The organism is Archangium sp., from assembly GCF_036277355.1.
Taxonomy (GTDB): domain Bacteria; phylum Myxococcota; class Myxococcia; order Myxococcales; family Myxococcaceae; genus Archangium.
Genome location: NZ_DASUNC010000017.1, coordinates 135,394 through 160,507 on the forward strand (window position 1 = coordinate 135,394; position 25,114 = coordinate 160,507).

Genomic DNA, 25,114 nt, shown 5'->3' on the forward strand with positions numbered 1-25,114 from the left:
GGCCCTTCAACATCTCCTGGGGACCGGGCTGGCGGGTGCTAAGGTGCGCGGCCGATGAAGCGCATTCTTCTCGTCCTGGTTGGGATGTTCGTCCTCGCGGTGGGCGGTGTTGCCGGCACGTTCTTCTGGGCGGAGCGCGAGGTCCAACGCGCCGTGGCCCCGCCGGGCGCCCCCTCCGTGGAATTCACCGTGCCCAAGGGCACCACGGGCCGCGGTCTGGGCACCCAGCTCGCCGCCCAGGGGCTGATCCGCGACGTCCGCATCTGGCGCTGGCACCTCTACCGCCGCGGCCACTTCGCCCCCAAGGCGGGCCGCCACAGGGTGAGCCCGTCCATGACGATGGCGGAGTTGTCCACCGCGCTCGAGGGCAGCCCCATCCCCGAGGACGTCCCCTTCGTCGTCATCGAGGGCTGGCGCCTGCGTGACACCGACGAGGCGCTCGCCGCCGCGGGCCTCATCAAGCCCGGCGCCTACATCGCCGCCGCCAGCGAGCCGAGCCGCTACACCGCGGCCTTCCCGCTCCCGCGCGCCACGCTCGAGGGCTACCTCTACCCGGAGACGTACCGGGTGGTGCCCGGGGCCTTCAACGTCCAGGAGCTCATCCAGCGCCAGCTGGACACCTTCGCCGAGCGCTTCTACACGCCAAACCGCGAGGCCCTCGAGCGCAGCGGCCGCAGCCTGCACGAGGTGGTGGTGATGGCCTCGATGCTGGAGCGCGAGGAGCCGGTGCCGGCGCAGCGTCCGCTGGTGGCGGGCATCCTGTGGAAGCGCGTGGACAAGGGCTTCCCGCTGGGCGTGGACGCGACGTCGCGCTACGAGCTGGCCGAGTGGAATGACCGGGTGGCCTTCCTCAAGCGCCTGCGCGACCAGGAGGATCCGTGGAACACGCGGCACCGCAAGGGGCTGCCGCCGGGGCCCATTGGCGCGCCCACGGTGGAGTCGCTCCAGGCCTCGCTCAAGCCCAAGCCGAGCGAGTTCTGGTACTACCTCCACGACGCCGAGCGGCGCCTGCACCCCTCGCGCAACGCCGACGAGCACGAGGCGCTGCGCCGCAAGTACAACGTCTACTGACGGTGGCTCACGCCGAGGCGGCCAGCGGAGCCGGCTCGGCGCCAGCGGGCTCGTCCAGGACGCGATCCGGCACCTGGGCGAGCGCATCCCGGAGGACCTCCATCCCCGCTCCGGCCCGGCAGGCGCGCTCGCTCAGCACGCGCCGCCAGCCCCGCGCCCCCGGCTGCCCCGCGAAGAGCCCCAGGATGTGGCGGGTGACGCGCGACAGGTGCACACCGCGCGACAGCAACTCCTCCACGTACGGCATCAACGCCTCGACCACCTGACGCCGGGTGGGCGCGGGGCGCTCGTCGCCGAACAGCAGCCCATCCGCGAGCGCCAGCATGTACGGGTTCTGGTACGCCTCGCGGCCGATCATCACGCCATCGGCCCACTGCAGGTGCTCGCGCGCGGCCTCCAGCGACTTCACGCCGCCGTTGAGCACGAGGGTCAGCTGGGGGAAGTCCGTCTTGAGCTGGCGGACGACCTCGTAGCGCAGCGGGGGAATCTCGCGGTTCTCCTTGGGGCTGAGGCCCTGGAGCCAGGCCTTGCGCGCATGCACGATGAAGGTGTCACAACCGGCCCCGTGGATGGTCCGGACGAAGTGCGTCAGGAGCTCGTACGAGTCGAGATCGTCGATGCCGAGCCGGTGCTTGACGGTGACGGGCAGGCGGGTGGCGCCGCGCATGGCCTCGACGCAGCGGGCCACGAGGTCGGGCTTCGCCATGAGGCACGCGCCGAACATGCCGTTCTGCACGCGGTCCGAGGGGCAACCCACGTTGAGGTTCACCTCGTCATAGCCCCACTGTTCGGCGATGCGGGCGCACTCGGCGAGCTGCTCCGGATCACTGCCTCCGAGCTGGAGGGCGATGGGGTGCTCTTCCCGGGAGAAGTCGAGGTGCCGCGCCTTGTCGCCATGGAGGATGGCGCCGATGGTGACCATCTCGGTGTACAGCCGCGCGCGCTTGGAGATGAGGCGCAGGAAGTAGCGGTCGTGACGGTCCGTCCAGTCCATCATGGGCGCGACGGAGAGGCGGTGGATCGAGCGGTCGGTCATCGGGGCATCCATGCCGGGGTTCGGGCCTCCATGCAAGCCAGTCCGATGAACACACGGTGAAGAACGAGCCCACCTGATGGGGCGCGATGGGCTCTCTTCGAGGCATGCAATCGGAGGCCCGGTTGCTCGTATACCCTCCGGAGATCCCACCGTCATGGCCCGTGCCTACCCTTTGTCCGCAGCCCGTGTGTGGGGAGCGCCCCATGCGGCGGCGGACCGTGAGGGCCTGGGCACATGAGGCACCCATCCCGTGTCTTGAAATTCGCCCTGGCCCTCAGTCTCGCGCTGCACCTGGTGCTGCTGTGGTGGTGGCAGCGCATCCCGCTTCCCCCGTCTCAACCCTCCGTCTCCTCGCATTCCACCCGGAGTCCAGTGGAGGTGCTCGTCGTCGACGTCCCCCCTCCCCGGCCCGCTCCCGCTCCGCCTCCTGCCCCGACGCGCCGGGGTCCGGAGACGCGCCAGCCCCAGGCGGGACGCCAGGGCGACAGGCCCCGCACGGCCGCACCCGACGCGGGCCCACCGTCAGCCCCCGCGCCCCTCGCCAGTGACGTGCCCCGGGCCGAGCCGGGTCCGGAGAAGCCCTCGCTCCTGCCGGACGCCGACACGTTAGCGCTCCAGTCCGGTGGAGACTTTCCCGTGCCGCCATCCGAGCCGGGGCCTCCGGGCACCCGCCTTCATGCCCCCGCGCGCCCCGCCTCTCCCCAGGAGCTCGCCACCGAGACGGCCCGCGACACCATCGCCCGGCGGCGCGCCGAGAGCGGCCTGACGCACTCGTACTTCGGAGACATGGGCCGGGTGCTCGCGCGGCACTTCCAACAGAGCCATGCGGAAGTCGAGCGCGGACAGACGACACGCGAGAAGGTGGCCCAGAAGGCGCGCGACGTGGGCAGCGTGCTCTCCCGCTCCGGCGAGATGGAGGATCCGCTCGAGCACCCCCGCCGCGTCGATCCGCTCGCGAACGGACCGGCCTCCCACCCCATGCTGGAGGATGCCCAGAAGCGGCTGGCCTACTCGCTGCCCAGCAAATGGACGCACAGCGAGGGCGTGGCGAGGGTGCGCCTCACCCAGGGCGCCGACGGGAAGGTCCTCTCCGTGGAGTTGCTCACGCCCTCGGGCAATGGGGGACTGGATCAGGCCGCCGTCACGGCCGTGAAGACGCTCGGCGAGGAGCTGCCCTCCCTTCCGCCGGAGGTCCTCCGGGGCCGCGACTCGGTGGTGAGCGAGTGGAAGTTCGAGCTGCTGCGCACCGTGGGAGGCCCGGGCGCCAACGGCGTGGGCATCGTCGGAACGTTCGATCCCGTCACCGGTGTCGAGGACGCCCTGCCCACCTTCGCGGCCCGGAGCCACGTGCGTGTCACACTCGTGGCGTATTACTGAGACGCTGCTGCACCGCGCTCCACTCCAAGTGGTTTCAGGGCGATCTCGGCGCTTGGGCTCGCCCCCCATTCGTGAGACACACGCGGGCGGATGCGGGGGGTTGTGAGGGCCTTGCACGTGCGTCTGGATTTCAACAGAGGAATGGAGCGCTTCACCCGGCTGTCGTACCGGCGGCCCGGGCTCGTGCTCGCATGTGTGGTGGCGGCGGCGCTGCTGTCGGGCGTGCTGGCCTCGCGGCTCGTCTTCCGGGGCTCCTTCGTGGAGCTGCTCCCGGCCCACACCCAGGAGGTGCGCGAGCTGGAGGCCGTGTCCCAGAAGGCCGGCGGTGACGGCTACCTGGTGCTGCGGGCCCGCGGTGGGACTCCGGAGACGCTGCGCCGTTTCGCCCATGCGCTGGCGCCGAAGCTGGAGGCCCTGGACGAGGTCCGCTACGTCGAGTTCCACTACGACACGCGCTTCTTCGAGGAGCGCGCCCTGCTGCTGCTTCCCGCGGAGCAGCTGCGCTCCCTGCGCGCGGACCTCGAGGCCATTCTCCGGGCGGAGAAACGCGCCGCCCTGCCGCTGCTCGTGGAGCCCGAGGAGACGCCACCGCCCTCGCTCGAGGAGCTCGCCCGCCGCTACGCGCCCCGCGCCGCCGCCGTGCGCGAGTACCTGAGCCCCGCGGACGGCAGCGAGCTGTACCTCTTCGTGAAGCCCTCGGGCGTCGCCGCGGATCTCCCCTTCGCCCAGCGTCTGGTGACGCGGGTGCGGGAGACGAGCGCCGAGGTGGCGCGCCACTTCCCCGGGGTGGAGACGGACGCCACGGGCGCGCACGTGCTGCGGCTCGAGGAGGACAAGCGGATGCGCGCGGATCTCACGCGTGCGTCCATGCTCTCGTGCGCCATCGCGGCGCTCATCGTCGTGCTGTCCTGCCGGCGGCTGTCCTCGCTCCTGGTGGTGGGCGCGCCCGTGGGCGTGGGGTTGCTCGTCACCTTCGCGCTGGCGCAGCAGACCATCGGCTACCTCAACATCATCACCGGCTTCCTCGTGGCCATCCTCATCGGGCTGGGCATCGAGTACGGCCTGCACCTGGCCATGCGCTATGGCGAGGAGCGCCGCCAGCACCCCGCCGCGGAGGCGCTCGTCGAGGCCGTGCTGGGCACGTGGAAGGGCGCGCTGACGTCGGCCTGCACCAACGCCGCGGCCTTCGCCGCGCTCACGCTCGCGCAGTTCCAGGCCTTCGCCCAGTTCGGGTGGATCGCCGCCGCCGGGGTGATGTTCACCGTGCTGGCCACGTACCTGGGAGGCCCCGCGCTCATCGCCCTGACGGAGCGGCTGCGGCCCGGACGCGCGGAGCGGCCGCTGCCGGCCCGTCCCCGCCGCGAGGCCCCGCACCTGTCCCGTGCCGTGCTGGTGAGCATCGTCGTGGGCGTGTGCGCGCTGGCCGCCTGGTCCGCCACGGTGGTGGGCTCCATCGGCTTCGAGCCCGACATGCGCAAGCTGCGCGGGGAGTTCGCCGCCACCCGCCTGGACGATCACATCATCGCCCAGCTGGGACGGCGCCACTCGCCCACCATCTTCCTCGCCGAGGACGTGTCGCGCGCGGGCCAGCTCGCGGCCGCCCTGCGGGAGCTCGAGACCCGCCATGGCGCCGAGCGCACCTTCACGGAGGTGGTGTCGCTCAGTGACTTCCTGCCGCGCACGGGCGAGGACGTGGAGGTGGAGCGGGCCGCGCTGCGCGCCTTCCTCGAGCGCATCCCCGCGAGCGCCTGGGACTCGGAGCGGGTGGGCCCCGCGCTGCGCCGCCTGGAGTCCCTGCTGAATGCCCGGCCCTACGGCGTGGAGGAGCTGCCCGCCGAGGTGCGCCGCCGCTTCACCGCGCTGGATGGACAGGGCACCTTCGTGCTCGCCTTCAAGCGCGAGTCGCTCGCCGACACGGACGCGCTGCACCGCTTCGGCGTGCAGATGGACGAGCTGCGCGAGGTGGCCCGGGCCCGGGGCCTGGCGGTGCAGGTGCTCGACCCCAACCTCATCGCCTACCGCATCTTCGAGCTGGTGAGGATGGATGGCCCCTGGCTGCTGCTGGCCGCCGCGCTCGCGGTGTTCGCGATGATGGGGCTGAGCCTGCGCAGCCTGCGCCGGGCGGCGCTGGTGGCCGGGCCGCTGTACCTCGGGCTCGCGTGCCTGCCGGCGGCGATGCACCTGTACGGGCTCAAGCTCAACTTCATCAACGCGGTGGTGCTGCCCAACCTGCTGGCCATCGCCGTGGACAACGCGGTGCATCTCTACCACCGCTACCGCGAGGAGGGGCCGGGCTCGCTGCCCCACGTGGTGCGCACCACGGGCGTCGCGGCGGTGGTGGCCACGCTGTCCAATGCTGCGGGCTACGGCGCGCTGCTCACGGCGCGTCACCCGGGTTTGCGCTCCATCGGGGAGATCGCCCTGCTGGGTGTCGTCTGCGCCTCGCTGGGCACGACGGTGCTGTTCCCCGCCGTGCTCGCGTTGCTCGAGCGCCGCGCGCCCGCGGGCCTCCCGGAGCAGGAGGAGCCCCTGTCCCTTCCGCTCCAGACGGAATCGGAAGAGGAGCCCCGTCACTCGGCGTGACGTGAAGAGACCCGGTACGTGCGCACCCGGGTCATCCCGCTCCCCGCCCGGGTCTCAGAAGACACAGGATCTGTCAAGCCATCTCTGGAATCCCTGACTTGACGGCATACGGCCTCGTGTTGGAAAGGATTCTTCCAGTCCTTCTGTAGGGAGCCGTCATGCAAGCCAACCGTCTGGCATCACGCTGGAATCGTCTGAGAGCAGCCCTCGTCGCGGTGCTGCTCGTGGGGGGAGCGGTTGCGGGTCACGAGGCGTCGGCGTCCTCGTTCACCCTCTTCGAGAGCGGACAGGTGCGGCCGCTCGCGCTGTCCCCCAGTGGCAGGTTCCTCTACGCCGTCAACACGCCGGACAACCGCCTGGAGATCTTCCAGGTGGTGGCGGGCACGCTCTCGCACGTCTCCTCGGTGCCCGTGGGGCTCGAGCCCGTGGCGGTGGCGGCGCGGAGCGACGACGAGGTCTGGGTCGTCAACCATCTGTCCGACAGCGTGAGCGTCGTGCGCCACAACGTGTACGGGCGCGCGGGCGCCGTGGTGCGGACGCTGCTCGTCGGTGACGAGCCGCGCGACATCGTCTTCGCCGGACCGATGAAGAGCCGCGCCTTCATCACGGCCGCCCACCGCGGGCAGAACGTCCCCTTCGATCCGCAGTTCACCACGCCGGGCGTGGGCCGCGCGGACGTCTGGGTCTTCGACTCCAACAACCTGGGCAGCTCGCTGGCCGGCAACCCCCTGAAGATCATCACGCTCTTCAGTGACACCCCGCGCGCACTCGCGGTGACGCCGGATGGCTCGCGTGTGTACGCCGCCGCGTTCCACTCCGGCAACCGCTCCACCGTGGTGCATGAGATCCTCGTGCCCAACGGAGGCGAGGCGGCCGGTGGCGTCCCGGGACCCAACGTCAACGCCGAGGGCAAGCCGGCGCCCGAGTCCTCGGTGATCGTCCACTTCAACGGCACGGACTGGGTGGACAGCCTGGGCCGCCCGTGGACGGACAAGGTGAAGTTCTCCCTGCCGGACAAGGACGTGTTCGTCATCGACGCCAACGCCAACCCGCCGGCGCAGCTCTCCGGCACGGCCGGCTACTACACCGGCGTGGGCACCATCCTGTTCAACATGGCCGTCAACCCGGTGAACGGGAAGGTGTACGTCAGCAACACCGAGGCCCGGAATGACTTGCGCTTCGAGGGCCCGGGCACCTTCGCGGGCGAGACGCTCCGCGGCCACCTGCACGAGAGCCGCATCTCCGTGCTGAGCTCCACGGGTGTGGCCCGGCGGCACCTCAACAAGCACATCAACTACGCGGCCTGCTGCGCGCCCATTCCCAACGCGGAGAACGAGAAGAGCCTCGCGCAGCCGCTCGGCATGGCGGTGAACTCCAATGGCACCACGCTGTACGTGGCCGCGTTCGGCTCCTCGAAGATCGGCGTCTACTCCACCGCGGCGCTCGAGGCGGACACCTTCGTGCCGAGCACCACGAACCAGATTCCGCTGAGCGGTGGCGGGCCCACCGGCATGGTGCTGGATGAGAGCTGCGGGCGCATGTACGTGCTGACGCGCTTCGACAACGGCATCTCCGTGGTCAACACCGTCACGCGCCAGGAGGTGGCCCACCTGAAGATGCACAACCCCGAGCCGGCGAACGTGGTGGCGGGACGTCCCTTCCTCTACGACGCGAAGAAGAGCTCGAGCCACGGCGACTCGTCCTGCGCGAGCTGCCACATCTTCGGTGACTTCGACAGCCTGGTGTGGAACCTGGGCAACCCGGATGGCACCTACAAGGTGAACCCGAACCCGATCGTCCCGGTGCCGCCCGAGTTCGGCGATGATCCGACCTTCGGCCAGGATCCCAACTTCCATCCCATCAAGGGGCCGTTCTCCACCCAGAGCCTGCGCGGGATGGCGAACCACGGACCCATGCACTGGCGGGGGGACCGCACCGGCGGCTACACCGCGCCGAGCGCCCAGCCGGACAGCGGCGCCTTCAACGAGGCCGAGGCCTTCAAGCAGTTCAACCCGGCCTTCATGGATCTGCTCGGGAGGAACGCGCAGCTGTCCGCCGCGGAGATGCAGCAGTTCACCGACTTCATGCTCCAGGTGAGGTACCCGCCCAACCCGGTGCGCAACCTGGACAACTCGCTCACTCCGGCGCAGCAGCGCGGGCGGGACTTCTACTTCAACACCACGAGCTTCTTCCACGGCTCGTGCAACTCCTGCCACACGTTGGATCCCAACGCCAACCCGGGCGAGGGCCCGGTGGGCAAGGGCTTCTTCGGAACGGACGGCCGCCCGTCCTTCGTCGCCACGGCGCTCTTCCCCAAGACGCCGCAGCTGCGGAACATGTACCAGAAGATCGGCATGTTCGGCGTGGGCTACGACTTCGGCTTCACCCCGGCGGATGGCTTCATGGGAGATCAGATCCGCGGCTTCGGCTTCAACAGCGACGGCTCCATCGACACGCTGTTCCGCTTCAACAGCGGCTTCGACTTCCACCCGATCTTCAACTCGGTGGGCATCCCGGAGGGGCCCGAGGGCTACCAGGCCAAGCTGGACATGGAGCAGTTCCTGCTGGCCTTCGACACCAACCTGGCGCCGATCGTCGGCCAGCAGGTGACCCTCACGCCTGGCAACGCGTCCGTGGTGGGCCCGCGGCTCAACCTGCTGGTGGCGCGCGCGAACGCCGGGGAGTGTGACCTGGTGGCCCAGGGCCGGATCGGCCTGAGCGAGGTGGGCTTCTTCTACCAGGGTGGCTACTTCAAGCCCGACCGGCAGTCCAGGCCGCAGCTGACGGACGCGGCCCTGCGTCTGCAGGTGTCCACGGGGGGTGGGGCGCTGACCTATACGTGCACGCCTCCGGGCTCGGGCCAGCGCATCGGCATCGATCGCGATCTGGACGGCTTCCTCGACGGCGACGAACGGGCCGTGGGAAGCAACCCGGCCGATCCCCTCAGCACCCCCTGAGCAGGCCGAGCACCCCCATGGCCAGACAGCACGAGTCTTCCCTCCCCGCCCGGTCGTCTCTGGCTCGCTCGACGCTCATCAACATGGGGGTGCGCATCGCGGTGATCATCGCGCTGACCACCTTCTTCAGCTACCTCCACATCTTCTACTCCCTGCGCGACGAGGCCCTCGTGCAGTTGAAGCGCAACGTCACGGAGCGCAGCCAACGGGAGCAGCTCCTCTTCGTGCTGGCGGAGGACGACCACGCCGCCATGAAGAAGGCCCTGGAGGAGCGGCTCCAAACGTTGAGCCAGGAGGACGTGGACGCCCGGTTCGACGAGCTGTTCGCCCCGCGTGCGGATGGGACGATCCGCAACCGCCGCGAGAGCTTCGATGGCACGCGGATGCCGGGCGTCTTCGTTCCCCCGGGCGTGACGGCGGATGCCGACTTCCGCCGCCGGCTCGTGGCCGCTTATGACGTGACGGCGCAGTACGCGCCCGCCTTCCACGTCCGCTTCGAAACCACCGGCATCATCCTGCCGGAAGGCGCCATCGCGGGGTACTGGCCGGAGGGGGCCAACTACTTCCAGGATCTCGAGCCCACGTTCTCGCTCGAGGACTTCGAGTACTACACGCTGGGGTTGCCCGCGAACAACCCGCGGCGGGTGTCCGCCTGGACGAGCATCTACGAGGATCCGCCCACCCAGACGTGGATGGTCACCGTCGCCACCCCGGTGGACGTGGAGGGCCGCCACGTGGGGACCATCACCCATGACGTGCTCCTCAACGATCTGATGGCCCGGACCATCAACAACCACATGCCCGGGGCCTACAACATCCTCGTCCGCGAGGATGGGCAGCTCATCGCCCACCCCGAGATGAGGATGAAGAGCGGAGAGGGCGTCTACGACATCCTGAAGAACACCGGGAAGCCGGAGGATGCCGCCGCGTACGTGGGCACCGCAGCGCAGCGGGCCCACCTGCACGCCATCTTCGAGCGGGTGAAGAACCAGTCCCCAGAGCAGACCGTGCTGGAGCTCCCGGAGTACGACGAGCTGCTCGGCGTGGCCCGGCTGAAGGGCCCGGGGTGGTACGTCGTCACGGTGCTGTCCGAGCAGGTGGTGTCCGCGGGCGCGTTCCGGGCGGCGCGCTACGTCCTGGGATTCGGCGTGGCGTCGCTGCTGCTGGAACTGGCCATCATGTACTGGGTGCTGAAGCAGCAGATTACCCGCCCGCTGATGGGCTTCACCCAGGCCACCGCCCGGCTGGAGGCCGGCGACTTCGACGTCCAGTTGGAGACCTCGCGCGGCGACGAGCTGGGGCAGTTGGCGAACGCCTTCCAACGGATGGCCGGGGAGATCCACCGGCGCGAGGAGGCACTGCGGCAGGCCAACGAGGGCCTGGAACAGCGGGTGGAGGAGCGCACCCGGGAGCTCCAGGACGTCCACCGGCAGCTGGTGGAGACGGCGCGGCAGGTGGGCCGGGCGGAGATCGCCACCAACGTGCTGCACAACGTGGGCAACGTGCTCAACAGCGTCCTCACCTCGACGCTGCTGGCCCGGGAGCGGCTGGGCGCGTTGAAGCTCGAGAGCCTGGAGAAGCTGGCGGAGCTGCTCGAGGCGCACCGGGCCGATCTCCCCACCTTCCTCACCCGGGACGAGCGCGGGAAGAACACGCTGCCCTTCCTCACCCGGCTGGGCCAGTACATGTCGGAGGAGCGGCAGGAGCTCCAGACGCTGCTCGGCGACATCAGCCGGCACACCGAGCACATTGGCGCCATCGTCAAGCTGCAGCAGCGCTACGCCCGGACGCCCCAGCACATGTTCGAGCCGGTGCAGCTGGGGGAGCTGGTGGAGGACGCCCTGCGCATCAACCAGGCCGCGCTCGGCCGCCACGCCGTCCAGGTGGAGCGCGACCTGGCCACCGTGCCTCCCGTGGAGACCGAGAAGCACAAGGTGTTGATGATCCTGGTGAACCTGATCAGCAACGCCAAGTACGCCATGGATCCGGTGCCCGCGGGACAACGGCGCCTGACGGTGAGCCTGGCGAATCTCACGCCCGGGTGGATCCACATCGAGGTGCGGGACAATGGCGTGGGCATCCCGCCGGAGATGCTCACACGCATCTTCCAATATGGCTTCACCACCCGCAGCGAGGGGCACGGCTTCGGCCTGCACTCCAGTGCCCTGGCGGCCCAGGAGCTGGGAGGCTCCCTGAAGGCGCACAGCCCGGGACCGGGCCAGGGGGCCACGTTCACACTGGAGCTGCCCCTCACTCCCGAGCAGCGCGGTGAGCGGGCGAGCGCGTAGCGGAGGCCCCATGGACACCACCCTTCCACCCGCGGTCCGTGTGCGCTGGCTCGTCGCCGGGGCCTTCCTCCCCTCCCCTTCGGGCCACCGGTTCCTCCTCACCGAGGCCGCCTTCGCCGAGCAGCTCGGGCGCGCCGGGAGCGGGCTGAACGTCACCCTCCGGGATCGCATCGGCTCCGGCGACGCGAGTTCCCATACCCTCTCCTTCGAGGGGCTGGAGTCCTTCCAGCTCTCCGCGGTCATCGACGCCCTGCCGGATCTGCGCACCCTGCGCGCCGTCCGTGACGCGCTCTCCGGCGCGAGAGGCCTCGGTCCCCAGGACGCCGCCCGCCTCCTGGAGGGCCTGGGCCCGGGCCTGCTGTCCTCGGCGCTGGCCGAAGCCCTGCGCCAGACGCACTCGCCCCAGGAGGCCCGCGACGCCGCGCTCGCGCTCGTCGAGGAGGCCCTCTTCGGCACCGCGCGGGACATCCTCCTGCACCCCCGGGTGGCGCGGCTGGAGTCCGCCTGGCGCGGGCTGCACTGGCTGTGGACGCACTGCCCCACCGCCGCGGGCATGGACATCGAGGTGCTCGACGTGGAGCCCCACCAGCTGGTGGACGCGCTCACGCGGAGCCTCGACGTGCCCGCCCTTCAGCGGCCCGATGCGTGCTTCCTCGTGGATCCCCTCGACGACGTGGACACCCTGCGCCGGCTCGCGGCACTGGGTGAGCAGGCCTGTCTGCCCCTGGTGGTGGCCGTCCGGGAGGCGCCCGAGTCGGAGGCGTGGAACCGGCTGCGAGCGGAAGAGGACTCCCGCTGGCTGTGTGCCGCGCGGAATCCCGTGGTGATGATGGCCGAGCAGCACGGGGAGGTGCACCGCGAGTGCTTCACCAGCCCCGCGTTGGCCATGGCGGCCCTGTTGGCGGCGAGCTTCCGTGACACGCGCACCTTCGGCCGGTTGGTGGGGCCGGGCAGCGGGACGCGGGCACCGGCCGTGTGGAGGCCCGGCGGACGCTCGCCGGTGTCGACCGAGGTGGGCCTCTCCCTGAGAGAACAGGAGCGGCTGGCCGCGCGGGGCGTGGTGGGCGTGGGAGGCTGGTGGGACTCGAACGCGGTGCTGCTGGCGGCGGCGCCCATGGTGTACGGCGGCGGGGATGCCACGCCGCTGCCCGCGCAGCTGCTCACCGGCCGCATCGTCCGCCTCGCCGAGGAGATCGCCGAGCGGCTCCCCGGGGGCGCCAGCCAGGACGCGGTGTCCGCCGTCTTCACCCGGGCCGCCGAGGCATTCCTCCCCACGGGGAATGCCGGGCGGGCCTGTCAGCTGCAGGGCAAGGTGGTGTCCACGGGGAACGGCGAGCGCGGCGTCCAGGTGTTCGCCGCGCTGAAGCCCGAACTCGCGGGCACGCACGTGCAGCTCGAGTTCATGCTGCCGCTGCACGGCTGAGAGGCGGGCCCGGGGCTCAGCCGGCCCAGGGCAGGCCCTGAGAAGTGCGAGGGGCTACGACAGCCAGTGGAGGTCGCCGGGGACGAATCCAGGGGCGATGTGCGATGATGCGCCCAGGCACCCTGCTCGAGGGGAGGACACCACCCGGTGAGGACGGCATTCCAGGAGGAGCTCAAGCCCGAGTTGACGCTCACCATCGGCGGCCAGTCCTTCTCCATCCCCGGTGGGCAGGTGAAGCACCTGGCCGTGCGCCTGGGCAGCCACGGCTTCAACGCCTCGGTCACCTTCTGGACCTCGTTGGAGAAGAAGGACTCGCCGCTCTTCACCGCCTTCCAGAAGCCGGACCTCGTCCAGGTGCGGCTGGCCGTGGCCTCGGTGAACCCCGCGCTCGACTCGCCGCCCGCGCCGCTCGTGGTGCAGGGCATCGCCCGTAGCCGCCGGGTCATCGCCGAGCCCCACGGCAAGGACAAGAAGGCCGAGCGCGTCTTCCGCCGCTACACCTTCGAGTTCGCCGACGCCGCGCAGGTGCTCTGGCGCCAGCACCGCCCCATCGAGCTGCACACGGACATGTCCATGCAGGAGGTGCTCGAGGCCCACAAGGCCACCCTCCAGCTGTCCTACGACTGGGCCTCGCTGCGGCAGAAGCAGGAGATGCTGTGCCTCGCGCTGGGCGCGGATGCCCCCGAGGTGAGCTTCTACGACTTCGTCCTCTGGTACGTGGACGCGAACAACGGCGTCTTCAGCTACGACTGCCAGAAGAACGAGTACCTGCTGGCCGACAGCAAGCCCTCGGGCACGGCCGAGCCGCTGGATCGCCTCCAGGTACAGCACGTGGACGTGCGGCTGCCGCAGCCCATCCGCCACGGCACGCGCGTGCTCAACGCCCTGGCCAACGGGCCCACCACCACGCCCATCGAGCAGCCGCAGGCCGTGGCGGGCGTGTCCCATGACGTGCTGCTGCGCACGCCCATCACCACCCAGGCCGAGCAGCGCGAGAAGCTGGAGAAGGCCCGCCTGCAGGTGCGCCAGCGGCAGTTGCAGCTGTCCTTCAAGCACTTCCCCACGGTGCCCGTGCATCCCGGCGCGCTGGTGCGCCTGGAGGGCCCGCTGTGGCCCAAGGCGTTGACGGGGCTGGACGAGGACCAGCGGGTGCTGGAGCTGGAGCTGGAGGCCCATGCCGAGCGCGATGGCCAGCACGACAACCAGCAGACGCCCCAGGCCAACTACCAGGTGATGATGTCGGCGCGGCTGGAGTCCGCCTCGGAGCCGCTGGTCACCCTGCCCCCCTTCCGCGCGCCGCGCTACCCCATCCACGTCGAGGCCCTGGTGCACAGCCCCGGCGGCGAGCCCCAGGACAGGCGCTACCTCATCGTCGAGGACGAGAAGACGTCACTGACCTGGTTCCGGATGACGGTGCCGCTGTGGAACCAGACGGTGAGCGTGCCGGCCGAGCCCATCCACTTCCCGGGCCAGTTCTTCTTCCCGCCGTACAAGAACACGCGGGTGCTGGTGGCGCTCCACTTCGCGCATGCCGAGTTCGACCGCTTCCTCGACTGGAAGGAAGGCGTGCGCACGCCGCAGGACGGACAGGGCGATCAGATCCTCCTGGGCTGGAACAAGACGAGCCAGACGGCCTTCACGCACGACTTCCAGGAAGACAAGCCGGTGTGGAACATGCTCCGCACCAACGGGGGTGACACCCAGGTCATCCGCATGAAGGAGGGCAACCTCTTCATCCAGGTGAAGGAGTCGGAGGCCAGCGGGCCCCCTACCCCCACGTACGATGTCACCCCCCAGGTCGAGGCCGCCAAGGGAGACCTCACGGCGGCGGTGGGAGGCGCTGTCGGGGAGACGTCCGCCGCCTACCAGGCCGCGATGGGCTCGGTGCGTGCGAAGATGAAGAGCGCCCAGGCGGAGGCCAAGGCGGCGCTCAGCGGGGCCCGCGCGGAGGTGGGCGCCAAGGTGGCCGAGGCCAAGAGCGGGCTGAAGGGGGCGACCTCGCGGCTGTCCCAGGGAATGGGGCAGTTGTCGGGCGCGGCGGAAGCGGCCAAGGCGGCCCTGAAGAAGCTGCTGTGAGAAGGAACCGGGGGACGGAGCGCACCCATGAAGCAACTGAGCGGCAAGGTAGCGGAGCTTCGCGGAGAGCTGGAGTCCTTCAGCACGGGCGTGGTGGCCCGCCTGAAGCCGATCCGCACGGAGGTCGAGGCCCTCACGGGCAAGCTCGAGGCGGCCGTGGGCGCCCTGCGCCCCGAGGTGGACGCGTTCGGTGGCGAGCTCTCGAAACAGATTGATGCACTGGACGCCGAGCTGGCGGAGATGGAGCCCTGAGTGAAGGCCCTGTGGTCCAGGTTCGACAAGGCCGCGGACGACGTGCTCGCCCTGCGCGAGAAGCTCACGTCCTCCGGGGGCCGGATCCAGAAATCCGTGAAGGCCATCGAGCCGGCGGTCTCCTCGCGTTTCGACGCCCTGGAGAACACGGTGAAGGACAAGGAGAAGTCCTTCGTGACGCAGCTCGACTCGCTGGGGCAGGAGGTGGTGAAGCGCTGCCAGTCCCTCTCCTCCGAGCTGCTCGCCGCGCTGAAGAAGCGCAAGGACGCCCTGAAGGCGAAGCTCGACGAGCGCGTGAAGCAGCTCGAGGCCGAGTACAAGAAGCTGCGTGATCAGGCCGAGCAGGAGCTGAAGAAGCTCACCTCCGAGCTGGAGGCCCGGCAGAAGCAGCTCGAGGGGGAGTACAAGAAGCTGCGCGCCCTGGCCGAGCAGGAGGCGAAGAAGCTCACCACGGCGCTCGAGGCCCAGGAGAAGAAGCTCCAGGACGAGCTCGAGAAGCTGCGGGCCCAGGTGAAGAAGAAGGAGCCGGGGGCGGCCGCCCAGCTGGAGACCCGCGAGAAGCAGATCAAGGAGGAGCTCCAGAAGCTGCGCGCGCAGGTGGATGAGCAGGTGAAGAAGGCGGCCGCGCAGGCGGATGCGCGCGAGAAGCAGATCAAGGACGAGATCCAGAAGCTGCGCGATCAGGTGGAGCAGCAGAAGAAGAAGTTCGAGGAGCGCGAGAAGCAGCTCGAGGAGGACTTCCAGAAGCTGCGCGCCGACGCGGAGAAGGAGCTGGAGAAGGCCTTCGCGGAGATCGAGGCCCGCGAGAAGCAGGTGCGGGAGGAGCTCGAGAAGGTCCGCACCCGCGCGAGCCAGGAGCTGGAGGGGGCGGCCACGAAGCTGGAGAACGTGACCACCCTGGTGCTGGCCCCGGCGGTGCAGATCCGCGAGACGGTGGGCCAGGAAGCCGAGCGGCTGAACACCGCGCTCGACGCCGTGATCGCCGAGCCCACCAACGCCCTGCAGCGGCTGCACGATACCGTGCAGTCGACGAGCGAGTCCTCGAAGGCCGAGGCACGACGGTTGATCGGCCAGGTGCGCGCGGGGCTGGAGCCGGTCCGCTCCACGGTGAAGAGCGCCACCGAGACGGCCGATCAGCTCCTCCAGACGCTGGAGACCACGGTCGCCAACACGCTCGGGGCCGGGCGCGATCAGCTCAACCAGGTGCTGGACACCCTCGAGCAGACCCTGGCCGGGCAGGTGGAGAACCTGGCCAGCCAGATCAAGGCCGTGGAGCAGCTGATCGAGCAGATCCAGCAGCAGATCGACGCGCTCATCACCCAGGGCAGCGAGGCCATCGACACCGTGATGAGCACGGCGATGGCCACCTTCGAGTCCATCCAGCGGCCCGTGCAGCAGACGATCGACACCGCCTTCTCGGTGATGGATCAGCTGATGGAGACGGTGGCCCAGCTCGAGAAGCAGCTGCAGGCGCTCTTCGCCCTGCTGCCCGAGAAGCTCGAGCAGTTGCAGACACTCTACAAGACGCTGGTGGGCACGCTGGAGTCCGTGCTGGCCAAGGCCGTGCAGATGCTGGAGGCCATTCCCGCCTCGGACCTGCCCAAGGCGCTGGTGGATCCGGCCATGCAGGCCATCAGCAAGGTGGTGACGCAGATCTCCACCCAATTGACGGCGATCTCCAACCAGGTGGGGCAGCAGATCACCTCCCTGTCGGATCAGCTCATCACCCAGGTGGAGCAGCTCCAGACGCAGGCCGTGCAGCAGGTGCAGACGCTGCAGGATCAGCTCGTGCAGCAGATCGGCACCCTGCTGGAGTCGGTGCAGAGCACCATCGATCAGGCCGTCACGCAGGTGGAGCAGCTCGTGGCGCAGGTGACGGCGCAGATCGCGAACGCGCGGGATCAGGTGGTGAAGCAGGTGGAGGCCATGGTGGAGCAGGTCTCCGCGCGCGTGGACGCGCTCAAGACGCAGGTGAAGGAGCAGCTGGACATGCTCCAGCAGCGCCTGGCGGACGGGGTGAAGACCGCGACGGACCAGATGGCGAAGGTGGGCGAGACGGTCGAGACCCAGGTGAACGCGGCGCGCGATCAGCTCAAGTCCAGCATCGACACGGCGCGCACGTCGGTGGAACAGGGGCTGGAGGAGGTCCGCAAGGCGCGGGAGCGCATCGAGACCGAGCTGACCCAGCGGGTGGATCAGCTGCTCACGCCCATCGCGACACAGGCCGGCTCACTGATGGATGCGGCGGCGAAGCAGATCGACGCGATGGCGGGCCGCGTGGACGAGGCCCGGGAGCAGCTGCTCGCGCCAATGGACAAGATCGAGCAGTCCATCAAGGAGACCACCCTCTTCGAGGAGCCGGTGAAGCAGGCCCGCACGTGGGTGGAGAAGATGATGGACGGGCTGGACGCCCAGGTGCGCGCGCTGGCGGCCTGAGCTACTTCCCGCCGGGGAGGCCGGGCAGCTTGGGCATCTCCTTGGGCAGCTCCGGCATCTTGGGCGCCTCGGGAGGCTTGGCCTCGGGCGCGGCCATCTGATCCTGGGGCAGCGCGGGAGGCGTCGAGTCGCTCAGGATGCGGCTCACGGTGAGCTCGATGTCCACCGCGCTCGACACGGGTGGGCTGAGCAGCAGCTGCCAGTTGCCGTCCGGGGCGGTGAAGAGGAACGAGACGGCCAGGGCCCCCTCCGACGGGGCCTTCACCTGGAAGCGCTGGATGGTGCCCGGGTAGATGACGGACGTCTGGAGCACGGTGTTGTCCGGGGCGCCCACCTTGGCGGCCACCTCGGAGTACGCCTCGTTGGCGTACTGCTTGGGGTCCACCTGCCGGACGAGCATGTACATGGGCCGGCCCAGGTTCGTCCCGGGAGGCGACTTGACGTTGAGGTTGATCTGACTGGCGCCACAGCCACTGAGCAGTGCCAACGCCGCCAGGGCCGAGAACCGATACATGCGTGCGCTCATCGTGGCACCTCCCGGAAGGGCACCCAGGGGTCTCCCTTGAGGCCGAAGCTGATCTCCAATCCGCGCTTGCCCACGCCGTTGCCCTGCAGGGCGAGGCTCCACTGGCGGCGCTGATCGCTGGTGAGGGTGGCCTCCTCGAAGAGACGGAAGCAGCTCCAGGCCGAGCGGTTCCACGGCAGCGACAGGTACTGGGGCGCGTCGCGCGCGGGCGAGCGCATCTCCAGCACGATGGAGGACACCTGCTGATCCCACCAGCTCAGGGGGAACTCCTGCCAGGTGGGGCTCTGGTTGAAGCCGTAGGCGGTCGTCTTCCCGCACTTGAGGGAGGACATGGTGACGAAGACGCCGGTGATGGGCGGCGCGGGCAGGGGCTGGGGCTGCACCTTGAGCATGAGCGGCCGGGGCCTGCCCTCGTCATCCCACAGCAGCTTGGACAGGCGGGACAGGCGGCTGAGGCTCAGCAGCAGCTCGTCCGGCATGGTGAGCTTCTCGCGCAGGGGCCCGCGCAGGGACCACTGGGTGCCGCGCTCCACGGCGACGCGGGAGAACATCTGGTCCACGAAGTGCCAGAAGGCACCGTCCTTGCGGCGCAGCACCTCCAGCTCGCCCGGATCCACGTCCTCCTTGGAGTCGGGGTTGAAGGGGTAGCGCTCCAGCATGGGCCGCAGCATGCGCCCGGCGGCCTCTTCCCACTGGCGTGACAGGGTGCTCTCCAGCTCCTGCTTGCCCAGCTTCTGCACCTGGAGGAAGGGCTCGAGGAAGGGCTGGCGCAGCTCGCCGGTGATGCCCTGCGAGTCCAGCCACTCCTGGGCCTTGCGCAGGTACGAGCCTTCCTCCTCGAGCAGCATGGACAGGGCCACCTTCTCCAGCGGGGTGATCATGTCCGAGAGCTCCGCGGTGCCATCCTGCGGCGCCTCTTCGCCCTCCCCTTCCTCGGCCGGGGCCTTCTTGTCCTTCTTGGCGGGGGCCGCGGCGGCGGCCTTGTCGTTGCCCGCGGCGGCCTTGTCCTGGCCGGGCCTGGACACTGCGTCCAGCTCGTCGTGCATCTGCGCCACCAGCGCCTGGTACGGAGCGAGCGCGGCATAGAAGCCGCTCTTGTCCGCCGTCATGAGCTGGACGATGGGCCGGAAGGGCGCCACGGCGTTGCGCAGCGGCTCGTAGTAGGGGCCCTCCAGCGGCTCGAGGTTGGCGCGGGTGGCCACGTCGCGCAGCATGTCCACCTGCTCCGAGGACGGCTGGGTGAGCCGGGCCAGCGAGTCGAGCAGCTGCCGGCGCGGCGCGGTGAAGCGGTAGCCGCGGATGGTGTGGAAGAGCCCATCGCGGTAGCCCTGGGAGAAGAGGTTCACCCGCTTCTGCACGTACGCCTCGCGCTTGGCGGCCTCCTCCAGCGGCAGCTGGGCGTTCTTGAGGCGCTGGGTGAAGTCATCCACCAGCGGCTTGAGGTCCGCCTCGAAGGGCGTCCGGGTCAGCACCATCTGCCCATCGCGCACGGAGGCGTGGGCGGCGACCGACAGCCGTCCGCTCTTCTCATAGGTGTCGAGCAGGGCCTGGAGCAGATCCCGCGACAGCTGGGGCGGGCGGAACTCGAAGGACTGCTGGAGCAGCTCGATGCGGTAGGGGCCCTTGTTCTCGCCCGTCAGCCAGAGGCCATCGCGGGTGAGCAACTCGGAGGGGGTCATCTTCTCCACGGCCTGGTAGCCCGCGTAGGCCTCCTCCTCCATGCGCAGCACGGCGGCGAGCGTGTCCCGGTTCGCCCTCAGCCAGTCGAGCACCTGCACGGTGGTCTCGATGCCCTCGAAGTGGCGCGTGTTGACCTGCACCGCCGAGGCGTCGAACAGGTTGAGCACGGTGGGCAGCGAGGCGTAGACGTCCAGGTCCGCCAGCTGCGCCTGCAGACGCTCGCGCTCCTCGCGTCGCAGATCCAGCTCGGCGAGCCCCTTGGGCCCGGCCTCCAGGGTCTGCCGCAGGAAGAGGAAGTGATCCACCCAGGGCTTGAGCTGGCTCTCGAACGTCAGCCGCTGCGCGTAGGGCCAGCAGGACCAATCCTCGTCCGCGTTGTTGGAGATCTGCACGGCGCCGCGGCGGCAGGGCGGTGAGCGCTCCCAGGGCTCGTCACTGGCGAGCACGTAGGTGGCCACCAGGGGCTCGCGCAGCTCCAGCGCGGAGATCCACGTGCGGCTCTTCTCGATGGTGGAGGCGGTCTCGTTCGCGTCCTCGCCGCCGCGGAACCGGCTCAGGAGCCGCGTGTGCTGGGGCTGGATGCTGGAGCTCACGAAGGTGCCCAGGCTGTCCCCGTTGGAGGCGTGCAGGGTGGCCAGCAGGTAGAGCACCTGCTCGGGGCGGCAGTCCCTGGGCTGCTTGCGGCAGTGCGTGAGGGCGGGCCGCAGGTGGCTCTCGCGGATCCCCCGGGCCAGGCGCTGCCGCAGATCCGCCATCTCATCGGGGAAGCTGGAGCTGAGCGGCGGCCACCAGCGCGTGGCGCGGTTGAGATGCAGCAGCGCCTCCGCGGCCTCGTTCACCTCCTGCTCGACGACCTCTCCCCTGCCCTCCAGGCCCTGCTCGCGCAGCTCGGCGATGGTGTCCTCGAAGCCCTTCAGCTCGTCCTGGGCCTCGCCCAGCAGCGAGTAGAAGTGGGCGTACGCGGCGATCACCGGCAGACAGCCCACCACGGCGATCGTCACGGCGCGCCGCAGGTGGGTGCGCAGGTAGTGCTGGCGCAGCGACTGGGTGGAGCTCTCCTCGGCCAGCACGGACAGGGTGTCGCTGGCGCGCGCCTCGGGCGTACGGGAGGAGAAGAACACCCGGGTGATCCGCGGCTTGAAGGAGAGCGTGTCGCCCTCCAGCAGCGCGGAGACGAAGCGGCCCAATGCCGAGAACGAGCGGCCGCCCTGGGAGTAGAAGTGCTCCAGGCGCTCGAAGTCGTCCACCGGCAGCGAGGTGAGGCCCAGGGCCAGGTACTGCTCCTGCCCTTCCAGCAACGAGGCCAGCCGGCCTTCCTCACCCGCCTTGGGGATCTCGAAGGACAGCGGCACGTTGTGCTTCTTCAGCAGCCGGGCGAAGTCCTCGAAGCCCTCGAGCCCGTCCATGTGCGTCAGGCACAGGCGGGTCTCCATGGGACCGCCGCGGGCCTCGGACATGATGTTGAGCTTGCCGCGCAGCAGCTGGGCCATGCGGCGCTGCTCGTCGGGCGGGGTGTCCGCCAGCCAGCGCACGTCCAGGGCGATGACGGCCAGGCCCTTCTGCCGGTGGTTGAAGCACTTGCTCCACATCCGGCGCAGGGCGCGGCGCGCCCCGAGCGACTCATCCTCCAGCAGCGGCGCGGACACCTCCTGCACCACGCAGTCGGGGCCCAGGTAGATCTGCAGCAGCGCGTCCGCGGTGTAGCTGGGGAGGAACTGGCGGGCCTGGCGCTGCCAGTCCACGTCCAGGCCGATCAGCTCCGTCTTGCCGCTGCCGGCGGGCCCGAGCACCACCACGTTGGGCAGGTCCACCACGGCGGCGCGGTTGGCCCAGGGCAGTCCGGAGAGGAACGCCTGGCGCACCCGCAGCAGGCGGTTGGAGTCCATCGGCGGAGGGCCGCTGGCGGCCGGATCTCCGGCACGGCGGCGGCGCCACCACGGCAGGATCCACTTCACCGTGGCGAACACGAGGAACGCCACGACGGAGATCACGAGGATCCAGATGAGGTACGGGCTCACCAGGGCCCAGAGCTTGCCGAGCGTCGTCGCGCTCGACTTGACGGACTGGGCCCCCGAGTTGAGGGAGTTGACCCCCGCGCTGAGCGCCTTCGTCGGATCTCCGCCCCCGGCGGGAGCTTGCGCCAACACCACATTCAGCAGCTGCGACCCCACGGATCATCTCCCCCCGCGGGCCGCGCTCGCCTTGGAGCGGCCAGAGCGCGCGGCCAGTTGGAGTGCCTCCAACACGTCTTCCAGCTCGTCCAGGGTCTGCAAGAGCTTGTCGTGCCGGGCCTCGTGCTCCTTGGGCGCCAGCCGCGTGCCACCGGCCTCCGGGAAGAGCGCGGCCACTCCCGCGCGCACCTCGGCCAGCAGGGGCTCCACACCCGCGCTCAGTCCCCCCAGATCGGACTGGATGATCTTCTCCAGGCGGACCAGTTGCGTCCGGGCTCCCTGGAGCTCCTTGGTGATCTGCGCTTCGGCCCTCATCGCGATAGCCACCACAGTAGCACCGGGACGGTCACCACCACGAATCCGGACACCGCGTAATAGCGCCACGGGAAGGCGTGGACGAGCGGCTGCTGCGCCGCGGCGGGCGGCGGAGCGGGCACGGCCTCGGGCGTGGGGATGCGAGCGGCCAGGCGCTCCTTGTACTCGCGCAGCCGGGCGGTGTTGCCCGCGTAGCGGCCCTCGAAGCCGGCGGTGAGGCAGAAGTGCAGCAGCTCGAAGACGAGCGGCGAGGCCCCGCGCTGCACGAGCTTCTCGTCGGCCACCTCGTAGAAGCGATCGCCGCCCGAGTCGATGCCGTACAGTTTGTACTGCAACAGGGGCCAGTCGGCCTGTTCCAGGTCCGCGAGCCGGCGCAGCACCAGCTCGTCGACGAGATAGACGAAGGGACGCACCGCCTCGTCGATCTCCTCTTCGCGGTAGGTACCGCCCAGGGCGCGCTGGAGGAAGCCGACCTCGGCCAGGAGCAGTTGCTGGAGCTGGGCCAGTCCCTGGAGGCCCACGCGGACCTGGGTGCGCTCACCGCCCGCGGCGGGCTCGGGAGGCAGGGATTGATCCAACAACGAGCGCACCTGGCGGTGCGTCCGCAGGATGCTCTGCCAATGCTCGAGTTTCATGAGGATACCTTGAACTGGAAGGGCCCTGCCCCCGCCACGGTGGGCCGCAGCACGACCGAGGCCTCAGCATTCCACGCTTCCAGCAGTTGCTGCACCTGCTCGAGGAAGCAGGCGACCAGGGGCTCGGCGCTGGCGTCGAAGGGCTCGAGCAGCAGCTCGTAGACGTGCAACAGGCCTGATCCACGCAGGGCGCCATCCGGGGCCACGGTGGCCTTGAGCTCGCGGAGCCAGGGGATGACGCGGCGGAAGGGCTCCTCGGCGGGAGTGCCGAGGTAGTTCAGCAACGCGGCCAGCTCGTTGCGCTCGAGCGTGGATTTGACCTTCCAGGCGAGCAGCCGGGTCAACCCCGCCACGTCATTGCGCAGGGAGCTCTCGCGGTGCGCCTCGAGCCGGCCCACCAGCTGCCAGCCGAGGCCCTCCACGTGGCGGCCCGGGGTGGAGACGGAGACCTTGCCCACGGCCTCGGAGACGAACTGGGGCTGGTACCAGAGCGCCTCCACCAGGAGCTTGCGCGGCTCGAGGAAGGCCTCGGGCATGCGCACCAGCAGGCTGTGGCGCGCGCGCAGATCCTCGTCGAGCGACTCGTCCAGCTCGTAGCTGGGCCCCTCGCCGGGGAGGAAGGCCGGGCGCATGGGCGTGCGTCCCGTCTTGTCCAGCACGTACACGCCGGTGATGGAGTGCAGCTGCAGATCGCGCCCGGCGGTCATGCCGCGGACGGGGTACTCGGAGCGGGTGCCGTCGGTGACGATGGGCTGGGCGGGCTCGGCCTTGAGGTTCTCCACCGGGACGACGAAAGGGTGGAGGAAGTCCGGGTAGCTGGAGCGGCCCACCGACCAGGACTTGTCCAGGTCCAGGCACAGGCTGAAGCGAGTCCACTCCTTGCGGTGCGAGGGCACCGACACGTGGAGGAAGAGCCCCTGCTCGGGCATCTGGAAGAAGGCCCGGACGCGCTGCAGCGGGTGCTCATAGGCGCCCGCGTCATCCAGCTCGCCGGGGGCGTTGCCCAGGGAGAACTCGCACGGCAGCGGCTGGGAGGACTCGTTGGCGGGCGCGTCGTACACCACGCCCACCTGGGTGAGGTGCTGGCGCAGCGCGTGGAAGACGGCCAGCGAGGGGCGGTACTCGTCCAGGTGGCGCACGTGCAGGCTGAAGAGGCCCACGGGATCCCGGCGCGGGAAGCTGGACGCGTAGCGGAGGATGAGCCGCCAGCGCCCGTCGGGCAGACGCACCACCTCGGTGCCCGCGGAGGAGATGGGGAGGATGCGCAGGTGGCGGCGGGTGCGGAAGGTACCGGCCACGCCGTGGGCGGGAGACAGGCGCAGCTCGGTGCCCCGGGTGAGCACCACCGTCTCGGTCATCTTCTCCGCCGGCAGCGCCTGCACCAGGCCCACGGCGGGCAGCGGCTGCAGGAGGAAGTCGAAGAAGGAGGAGAACAACCGCAGCCAGGTGGAGCGCAGGTTGTGCTGCGTGGCCAGGCGCGTCTGCACCGAGAAGAAGGCCATGGACTCGATGAGGCGCCGCACGTGCGGGTCCTCCCGGTCCATGGGCACGGTGGGGTACGAGCCCAGGAAACGCTGCCGGAAGCGCTCGAGCGCATCCAGCTCGTTCAGGTAGTCCAGGTAGATCCGCTCCGACGAATCGCTCACCGCACCCTCATCATCCCAGCTTCACGAGCGAGCCGCCGACGGTGGTCATCGAGCCCTTGAGATCGGCCATGCCGGAGGACTCGAGGCCGAGCTTGGCCTGGGCGGCGACCTTGATCATGGGGGCGGCCAGCTCCGCCTGGGCCTGCCCGGACATCTTCAGGTTGACGCCCTCGATCTTGTTGTCCCCGCCCGAGGCCGTGAAGCTGGTCTGCATGCCCTTGAGATCGAGGTTGGTGGCGGCCTCGATGGCCACCTTGGCGTTGGAGGACAGCGCGGCGTCCTGCGTGGCGCTCTGGGTGAGCTTGGCGCTGGAGGTGAAGGTCATGTCCTTGGTGCTCTCCACCGTGAGCGTGTCCTGGCTCGCCCAGCTGGAGGCCTTGGCGGACTTGAGGGTGAGCGTGCCGGTGGCGTCCACGGTGAAATCCTTGCACGTGATGGTGACGCTGTCCTGCTTCTGGACGTAGGTGCTCGTCTCCTCGGAGCCCTTCACCGTGATGGTGATGCTGGTGCCATCCATCACCACCGTCTGGGTGATCTGGTCGTCGGCGTTCTCCACCTTGACGGTGACGCCTTTCTCCTTGTCCAGTTCAACGGTGCAGACGAGCTTGCCCATGGTTCCTCGCCCTCTTGGTGGGGATCCGA

Annotated in this window: 16 protein-coding genes; 9 read left to right on the forward strand and 7 right to left on the reverse strand. The window is 69.8% G+C overall.

Annotation, left to right across the window (positions count from 1 at the left end):
- Positions 1-54 precede the first annotated feature (54 nt).
- On the forward strand, positions 55-1,071 hold the full coding sequence (gene mltG, locus VFZ09_RS04095) for an endolytic transglycosylase MltG (RefSeq protein ID WP_329726144.1): 1,017 nt from the start codon (positions 55-57) through the stop codon (positions 1,069-1,071).
- 7 nt (positions 1,072-1,078) lie between these two features.
- Here mltG and dusA read toward each other — a convergent pair whose 3' ends face one another.
- Positions 1,079-2,107 (reverse strand): tRNA dihydrouridine(20/20a) synthase DusA, encoded by a 1,029-nt coding sequence (gene dusA / locus VFZ09_RS04100; RefSeq protein ID WP_329726145.1) that lies wholly within the window; start codon positions 2,105-2,107, stop codon positions 1,079-1,081.
- 255 nt (positions 2,108-2,362) lie between these two features.
- Here dusA and VFZ09_RS04105 point away from each other — a divergent pair, with 255 nt between their 5' ends.
- The 8 genes from VFZ09_RS04105 (at position 2,363) to VFZ09_RS04140 (ending at position 17,499) form a co-directional block, all read left to right on the forward strand.
- Positions 2,363-3,484, forward strand: a complete 1,122-nt coding sequence (locus VFZ09_RS04105) for a TonB family protein (protein WP_329726146.1) — start codon at positions 2,363-2,365, stop codon at positions 3,482-3,484.
- Between the two features lie 141 nt (positions 3,485-3,625).
- Entirely contained in the window at positions 3,626-6,067 is a 2,442-nt protein-coding gene (locus tag VFZ09_RS04110; RefSeq protein ID WP_329726147.1) for an efflux RND transporter permease subunit, read from the forward strand.
- Positions 6,068-6,225: 158 nt separating this feature from the next.
- Positions 6,226-9,024 (forward strand): hypothetical protein, encoded by a 2,799-nt coding sequence (locus VFZ09_RS04115; protein WP_329726148.1) that lies wholly within the window; start codon positions 6,226-6,228, stop codon positions 9,022-9,024.
- 17 nt (positions 9,025-9,041) lie between these two features.
- Positions 9,042-11,312, forward strand: coding sequence for an ATP-binding protein (locus tag VFZ09_RS04120; protein WP_329726149.1), 2,271 nt, complete (start codon positions 9,042-9,044; stop codon positions 11,310-11,312).
- 10 nt (positions 11,313-11,322) lie between these two features.
- On the forward strand, positions 11,323-12,735 hold the full coding sequence (locus VFZ09_RS04125; RefSeq protein WP_329726150.1) for a type VI secretion system contractile sheath domain-containing protein: 1,413 nt from the start codon (positions 11,323-11,325) through the stop codon (positions 12,733-12,735).
- A 147-nt stretch (positions 12,736-12,882) separates the two neighbouring features.
- On the forward strand, positions 12,883-14,811 hold the full coding sequence (locus VFZ09_RS04130) for a hypothetical protein (protein ID WP_329726151.1): 1,929 nt from the start codon (positions 12,883-12,885) through the stop codon (positions 14,809-14,811).
- 27 nt (positions 14,812-14,838) lie between these two features.
- Positions 14,839-15,063: a hypothetical protein gene (locus VFZ09_RS04135; RefSeq protein WP_329726152.1), complete on the forward strand. Its 225-nt coding sequence runs from the start codon at positions 14,839-14,841 to the stop codon at positions 15,061-15,063.
- Positions 15,064-17,499, forward strand: a complete 2,436-nt coding sequence (locus VFZ09_RS04140; protein ID WP_329726153.1) for a hypothetical protein — start codon at positions 15,064-15,066, stop codon at positions 17,497-17,499.
- 1 nt (position 17,500) lies between these two features.
- Here the strand turns inward: VFZ09_RS04140 and VFZ09_RS04145 are convergent, their stop codons facing one another.
- From VFZ09_RS04145 to VFZ09_RS04170, 6 genes are read right to left on the reverse strand one after another with little or no spacing between them, the layout of a single operon-like run.
- Complete coding sequence (locus VFZ09_RS04145; protein ID WP_329726154.1) at positions 17,501-18,025, reverse strand: hypothetical protein; 525 nt, start codon at positions 18,023-18,025, stop codon at positions 17,501-17,503.
- Positions 18,022-21,876, reverse strand: coding sequence for a hypothetical protein (locus VFZ09_RS04150; protein WP_329726155.1), 3,855 nt, complete (start codon positions 21,874-21,876; stop codon positions 18,022-18,024). The genes VFZ09_RS04145 and VFZ09_RS04150 overlap by 4 nt, the downstream gene beginning before the upstream one ends.
- A 3-nt stretch (positions 21,877-21,879) precedes the next feature.
- Positions 21,880-22,191 (reverse strand): hypothetical protein, encoded by a 312-nt coding sequence (locus VFZ09_RS04155; protein WP_329726156.1) that lies wholly within the window; start codon positions 22,189-22,191, stop codon positions 21,880-21,882.
- A complete protein-coding gene (locus tag VFZ09_RS04160; protein WP_329726157.1) occupies positions 22,188-22,826 on the reverse strand; it encodes a DotU family type IV/VI secretion system protein in 639 nt (212 codons plus the stop codon). Before VFZ09_RS04160 ends, VFZ09_RS04155 begins: the two co-directional genes overlap by 4 nt.
- Positions 22,823-24,472, reverse strand: coding sequence for a type VI secretion system baseplate subunit TssF (locus VFZ09_RS04165; RefSeq protein ID WP_329726158.1), 1,650 nt, complete (start codon positions 24,470-24,472; stop codon positions 22,823-22,825). Before VFZ09_RS04165 ends, VFZ09_RS04160 begins: the two co-directional genes overlap by 4 nt.
- 10 nt (positions 24,473-24,482) lie before the next feature.
- Positions 24,483-25,085, reverse strand: coding sequence for a hypothetical protein (locus VFZ09_RS04170; protein ID WP_329726159.1), 603 nt, complete (start codon positions 25,083-25,085; stop codon positions 24,483-24,485).
- Positions 25,086-25,114 lie beyond the last annotated feature (29 nt).